Genomic DNA, 5,849 nt, shown 5'->3' on the forward strand with positions numbered 1-5,849 from the left:
ATGCCCCATCGGGTGGAGACCCCCGAGTGCCGCGTGGGTTTCGACGGCGTGCATCGGCGACTTGATGATGCCCGGCGAGACGGCGTTAGCGCGAATGCCTGCTTTTGCGTATTCGATCGCCAGCGACTTCGTGGCCGAGTTCAGGCCGCCCTTGGTCAGCGATGCCAGCACCGAAGGCACACCGTTGATGGCGTGGTCGGTCAGGCTGGTCGTGATGGTGACCACATGGCCGCTCGAATTCTTTTCCATCTCAGCGATTGCAAGCTGCGTGATGTTGAAGAAACCGGCGAGGTTCACGCCCGTAATCGCTGCGTAGTCTTCGGGGGTGTACGTGGTAAAAGGCTTCGCGATAAAGATGCCGGCGTTGTTGACCAGGGTGTCGATACGGCCGAAGCGTGCGACGCCTTCGGAAATCACGCGGCGTGCAACAGCCGGGTCGCCGATATCGCCCGCTACCGTCAGGATTTGCGGATCGTCCGACGGCTTGATGGTGCGTGCCGTTGCGACAACACTGTAGCCGCGTCCGCGGAAAGCCTTGACCAGTTCTGCGCCCATGCCTTGTGACGCGCCCGTAACGACGACAACCTTTTGCGACGTGCTCATAGTAGACCTCGAAGTAAGTTGATCCAGATGTCTTGCCAATCGGGCCGACGGTGTCGACCTCAGTGAATATAGTCTAGGCGTGTCGACATTGAGTTCGAATACCCGGCATGGACAAACAGTCTTGCGTGGCGGGAACAAATCAGGCGCTGCGGTACGGCGGACGGGACTTCCGGGGCTACCAGGGCAGAACTATGGGTTGGATTCGCAATGTGGGCGCCGCAGGTAGAAGCCTTAGTTAGTTTGCGCCAATTGGTTCCGGATTGCCGCTTCGGTCTGTGCGTAATCGCCTTCCCCGAAGTGGCTGTAGACGATCCGCCCTTTCTTGTCGATCAGGTAGACGGCCGGCCAGTATTGATTACTGTAGGCGTTCCACGTTGCATACTCGTTGTCCTGAGCCACTGGGTAACGGATATCGAAGTGCTTGATGGCCGCCTTGACGTTTTCAGTGTTGTGCTCGAACGCATACTCCGGCGTGTGCACGCCCACCACGACCAGACCTTGGCTCTGGTATTTCTGATACCAGCTCTTGACGTAGGGGAGGGTGTTGATGCAATTGCCGCAGGTATAGGTCCAGAAGTCGACCAGCACGACTTTGCCTTTCAACTGCTGCATGGTCAGCGGGTCGCTGTTGATCCATTTATCGATGCCGGTGAATTGGGGCGCGACGACGGGGGCACTATTAAGCGGACGTGCCATCGCGGTGCCGCGGGTAGCAGCAATCGCGGTGAAAATTGCTATCGCAGCGAACACCGCTACGAAGCTCAAAGTCCTAAGTCGGGCGAGCATGTCAGAGTCCTTGCAGAGTGAGGATGGCGTCTCGATCAGGTTGCGCGTAAATGCAATCTTCGTTCGACATAGCTGTATTGGAACGCCCCGACGTATCTGGCATATGTCGACCATGCCGCGCGCGCGTAATGTTATGTATCTGCGGAGCCTTCAGATACATTGAGATATAAATGGGCCATCCGTTTGCATTTCCACTTGCACTTGCGCCATAAAGCCGCGACGCCTTAAGCGTCGAAGACGACCGTGCCATCCGCTAGCGCGGCGCTGCAGCCCGACGGCGGGACGATCTAGCTACGCCCTAGCTACGATCTGCATTGGCAGCCGGAGCAAACATCGTCATGCGGGTCAGGATCCAGTCGAGCAATTCGTACGCGGCGGCAACCAGGGGCCTGCCAGACTTGATGAGCAGGCGGGCCTTGGTCCCCTGGAACAACGGGTGGTCGATCGGGACGATACATAGCTCGCCCGCTGCGATTTCCCGATAGGCCGCAAACTGCCCGATAAGCGTCACAAAGTCCTCGTTAGCGACGAACCGCTTGAGGGCGGTCAGGGAGTTAGTGGTCAGGGTCGGGCGGATCTGGATGTTTTCAGCGAATTCCAGCATCTTTGCAACGTGACCGATCCCGAAGGTGGCGGGCATCAATGCAAGCGGATAGGCAAGCACTTCTTCGATACTGGCGGGTCCTCCTCTCAACGCCAACGGGTGCCCCGGCCGAACCAGCAGGACGACGGGCTGCGACGAGCTCGCACGATATTCGATGCGTGGATGCGGCGGCGGATTGTAAGCGAGTCCGATGTGCGCGCGGCTTTCGGCGACTTCGTTCAGCACGTCGTCAACGGGAAGACTATTCACGCCGACAGTCAGCTTCGGATAGCGCGCACAGAACGGAGTGAGCACTTCCTCAATCAACGCGTCGACGTAACCCTCACTGATGGCCAGTTGCACATGACCTTGCTGAAGCCCCTTCAGTGCGTGAAGCTGATCTTCGAGTTTCTCCTGCTGCGATCTATACCCTCGCCAGAACTCGAGCAGATGAGCCGCGGCCTCAGTCGGCTTGACGCCTCGGGCCTGACGCTCGAACAAGGTCGTGCCGAGTTCTTCTTCCAGCAGCCTGATTTGTCGGGTAATAACGGAGGGCGAAGTATTGATGCTTTCAGCGGCGCCGCGAATCGTGCCGTGAACCAGCACCTCATGAAAATACCGCAGCCGTTGCTGATTGATTTCCCGCATGTTGGATGTCCTTGGTCAGTGGCGTTGCTCACAAAGCAACGATACGTGAACTTAGTTGCTGTTGCTACATTTGCTTGACCTTGCCAATATTCGCGCTGAAGACGAACCGAACGCAAAGCAAACGTCGAATATTGGAGACATACATGGAAGCAATTCAAACCGCGAAGGGCCGCGATGATGTCCTGGCTCTCTATGACAAACTCAATTGGCGACTACTGCCATTCCTGCTGACCTGTTACTTGTTCGCCTACCTTGACCGGGTCAATGTGGGTTTCGCCAAGCTGCAGATGCAAAGTGCCCTCGGCTTTTCCGATGCCGCCTACGGTGTAGGGGCCGGTATCTTCTTTCTGGGGTACGTGCTGTTCGAGCTGCCGAGCAACCTGATGTTGCCGAGAGTAGGGGCGCGCAAAACGTTCTGCCGCATCCTGGTGTTGTGGGGAATCACCTCGGCGTGCATGCTGTTCGTACGCAACGTGCCGATGTTTTATGGAATGCGCTTTCTGCTCGGTATCTTTGAAGCAGGTTTCGCGCTGGGAATGATCTATTACCTCTCTTGCTGGTACGGCCCAACACGCATGGCGCGTGCTATTGCTATCGTATTTCTCGCTGGCCCGATCGGGGGCATTGTCGGCGGCCCTGTCTCGGCCTGGCTGATGACTACGTTTGCTGGTACTGCCGGCCTGGCAGGCTGGCAGTGGGTGTTTCTGGCTGAAGGGCTGCCATGCATCGTGCTCGGCATTCTCACGCTCTTCCTGCTGTCCGATCGTCCCGCCGATGCGCTCTGGTTAAGCGCTGACGAAAAGCGTCTGCTCGCGACCGAACTGGGAACCTCTTCGGCACGAGACCATTCCTTCAAGGCGGTTGCAAGGGACCCAAGGGTGTATGTCCTCGCGTTCGCGTACTTCTGCATCATTGCCGCCATCTACGCCATCAGCTTCTGGCTTCCAACCATAGTAAAAGCTCAGGGCGTAACCGACACGATTCAACTCGGCTGGTACTCGGCTATCCCCTATGTTGCGGCCGCCTTCGGTATGTATTTTATTGGCCGCAGGTCAGACAAGCATGGCGAAAGACGCTTTCACTGTGCGGTGCCCGCAATCACCGGCGCGATATTGCTCGCCGCGTCAATCCTGGTGGACGGCAATCTGTTCGCATCGCTGGTTCTACTGACACTCGGCACGACCATGCTCTGGATGGCATACACGGTGTTTTGGGCAATTCCTCCAGAGTACATCAAGGGTCCCGCGGCAGCGGGCGGCATCGCGCTGATCAACACCATTGGATTGTCGGGTGGCTTCTGGGGGCCAGCCATCATCGGATGGGCCAAGACCGCGACCGGCAACATGCATCTTGGCCTGCTCATGGTGGCCTGCCTGCCTTTGCTTGCTTCGATCCTGCTCGTCGTCAACAAGCTGCCCTCAAGATCAGTGAGCGCTCAGTTGACGAATTGAGTAGTTATCCATAACTATTGTTTTTTGACTAAGGAGCCTTGACGTCTATCGTGCGGACAACGCCGGTGCATGAGGCGCTGGCAACTTAATGCGCTGCGTTCCAAGGGGAACCGGCCGGACAGAGGAACTCAAATGCTTTTACATTTATCAACGTGGGCCGAGGTAGGCCAATTTCTGGAACGCAGCCGCGCAATCGTCGTTCCGATCGGTTCAAACGAGCAGCACGGGCCGACCGGCCTTCTGGGCACCGACTGGCTGTGCCCACAGATTATTGCTTACGAAGCTGAGAAAACGGCCGATATCCTGGTTGCCCCGACCTTCAATATCGGCATGGCCCAACATCATCTAGGCTTTCCCGGGACCATTTCGCTGCGCCCGTCGACCTTCATCGCTGCAATTGGCGACTGGACGCGCTCGCTGGTCGCCCACGGGTTCGAGAAAATACTTTTTCTCAACGGTCACGGTGGCAACGTCGCGTCGATCGAGGCGGCGTTCTCCGAGATCTACGCCGAGGCAAGCTTCGCTAAGCGCCGGGCGGGGTTCGCGCTGAAGTTGTGCAATTGGTGGGACCTGGATGGCGTTGGCGAGCTGGCGAACCAGCAGTTTCCGACGGGCCATGGCATTCACGCCACGCCCTCTGAGATCGCAATCACGCAATGGGCCTTCCCAGACGCCATCAAACCGGCTGATTACACGCCGCAGATTGCGCCGTCAGGGCCGATCCGCGATGCGCTCGACTTCCGCGCACGCTATCCGGACGGACGCATGGGCTCGGATCCAGGTCAGGCATCACCTGAAAAAGGGGGCGAATTGGTCAAGCTGGCGGCGCAGAGCCTGGTGCTGCAGTTGGATGCCTTTAGCCGGGAGTCCGTACCGAACTGAGGCATCGCGAAGTCAATACATTGGAAAGACCACGCGCGGCTTGGCGGCAAGCGCGCGTGGCCGCGCGCCTTGGCCCTTATCCAGACACCTGAGCAATACAAGCAGATCGTATTCTCGCGACTGAAGTGAACCACCAAAGGAAAAATAATAATGTCGGACAAGATTAACCCTCGTCGTCGCCGCTTTCTTGAGATGGCAGCTGTAGGCATTGGCGCCGTGGAGCTGGCCTGGAACGGGCTTGCCCGTGCGCAGTCAAGTCAGGACAACCCGTCCGCTTCAATCGCTACTGCGGCGATGTCGAACGCATCATTCGCCAACATCAAGCAGATCGATGCCGGCGGTCTCAACATCGGCTACGCCGAAAGTGGTCCGCACAATGGACCCGTCGTTATCCTGCTGCATGGTACGCGCATCGGATCGTCAAGGAGGCGGGGCATAACCTTCCGCAGGAAGCGCCCAAGGCCTTTGCTGACGCTGTCATCGAAGTCGCCAGCTACTAAAAGGCGGTTTCAAAAAGGCTGAATAGATCGCTTGATGGTGCTCCAGCAGATGAGGCAAGCGGCGAACTTCAGGAGCGCTTCATGGATCTCTGTTTTGGCGACAACTACTACAACGACACGCGGATTGGCGTTCATCAGAAGGTCTGGACTGGCGAACCAACCGATTATCGAGGGCGCTTGGTAATCGATGATCCGTCAGGGACGAATGTCGTCCTGCCTACAGCTAGGAACTCTCTCTGCGGCGATCGCGGTTGCAAAGTGCCGTTGTACTACTCAACTGATAGCGGTAAAACGTTCAAACGCATGGTTTACATGAACAACAGCTTTGATCCGTCCAGAGATTCAGAAGGCTACATGATCGCAGCAACAAAAGATGCTCTTTACATCGCCCGATCC

The 5,849-nt window shown here is 57.4% G+C and carries 7 protein-coding genes; 4 read left to right on the forward strand and 3 right to left on the reverse strand.

Annotated elements, in window-relative coordinates; all coding sequences use genetic code 11:
• The 3 genes from WCA53_RS07595 to WCA53_RS07605 all read right to left on the reverse strand — a co-directional run.
• On the reverse strand, positions 1–603 hold a 603-nt coding region (locus tag WCA53_RS07595; protein ID WP_423907569.1), incomplete at its 3' end, for an SDR family NAD(P)-dependent oxidoreductase.
• A 231-nt stretch (positions 604–834) separates the two neighbouring features.
• The gene (locus WCA53_RS07600; protein ID WP_423907572.1) at positions 835–1,389 is read right to left on the reverse strand and encodes a thioredoxin family protein; all 555 of its coding nucleotides are present in this window, start codon (positions 1,387–1,389) and stop codon (positions 835–837) included.
• Between the two features lie 298 nt (positions 1,390–1,687).
• A complete protein-coding gene (locus tag WCA53_RS07605; protein ID WP_423907574.1) occupies positions 1,688–2,620 on the reverse strand; it encodes a LysR family transcriptional regulator in 933 nt (310 codons plus the stop codon).
• Positions 2,621–2,763: 143 nt separating this feature from the next.
• Here WCA53_RS07605 and WCA53_RS07610 point away from each other — a divergent pair, with 143 nt between their 5' ends.
• The 4 genes from WCA53_RS07610 to WCA53_RS07625 all read left to right on the forward strand — a co-directional run.
• Positions 2,764–4,071: an MFS transporter gene (locus tag WCA53_RS07610; RefSeq protein WP_423907576.1), complete on the forward strand. Its 1,308-nt coding sequence runs from the start codon at positions 2,764–2,766 to the stop codon at positions 4,069–4,071.
• Between the two features lie 132 nt (positions 4,072–4,203).
• Positions 4,204–4,953 carry a creatininase family protein gene (locus WCA53_RS07615; protein WP_423907583.1) on the forward strand — a complete coding sequence of 250 codons (750 nt, stop codon included), beginning with the start codon at positions 4,204–4,206 and terminating at the stop codon, positions 4,951–4,953.
• Between the two features lie 150 nt (positions 4,954–5,103).
• The gene (locus tag WCA53_RS07620; RefSeq protein ID WP_423907578.1) at positions 5,104–5,475 is read left to right on the forward strand and encodes a hypothetical protein; all 372 of its coding nucleotides are present in this window, start codon (positions 5,104–5,106) and stop codon (positions 5,473–5,475) included.
• Between the two features lie 59 nt (positions 5,476–5,534).
• Positions 5,535–5,849 (forward strand): T6SS immunity protein Tli3 family protein (locus tag WCA53_RS07625; protein WP_423907580.1); only part of this gene is annotated, 315 nt, incomplete at its 3' end.

The sequence above is a fragment of the Caballeronia sp. genome (assembly GCF_049581465.1).
In the GTDB taxonomy this organism is placed as follows: domain Bacteria; phylum Pseudomonadota; class Gammaproteobacteria; order Burkholderiales; family Burkholderiaceae; genus Caballeronia.

Excerpts from the sequence above, each read along its gene's own strand:
- WCA53_RS07600 (WP_423907572.1), bottom strand. The coding sequence starts at position 1,389 with ATGCTCGCCCGACTTAGGACTTTGAGCTTCGTAGCGGTGTTCGCTGCG.
- WCA53_RS07620 (WP_423907578.1), top strand. The coding sequence starts at position 5,104 with ATGTCGGACAAGATTAACCCTCGTCGTCGCCGCTTTCTTGAGATGGCA.
- WCA53_RS07615 (WP_423907583.1), top strand. The coding sequence starts at position 4,204 with ATGCTTTTACATTTATCAACGTGGGCCGAGGTAGGCCAATTTCTGGAA.
- WCA53_RS07605 (WP_423907574.1), bottom strand. The coding sequence starts at position 2,620 with ATGCGGGAAATCAATCAGCAACGGCTGCGGTATTTTCATGAGGTGCTG.
- WCA53_RS07610 (WP_423907576.1), top strand. The coding sequence starts at position 2,764 with ATGGAAGCAATTCAAACCGCGAAGGGCCGCGATGATGTCCTGGCTCTC.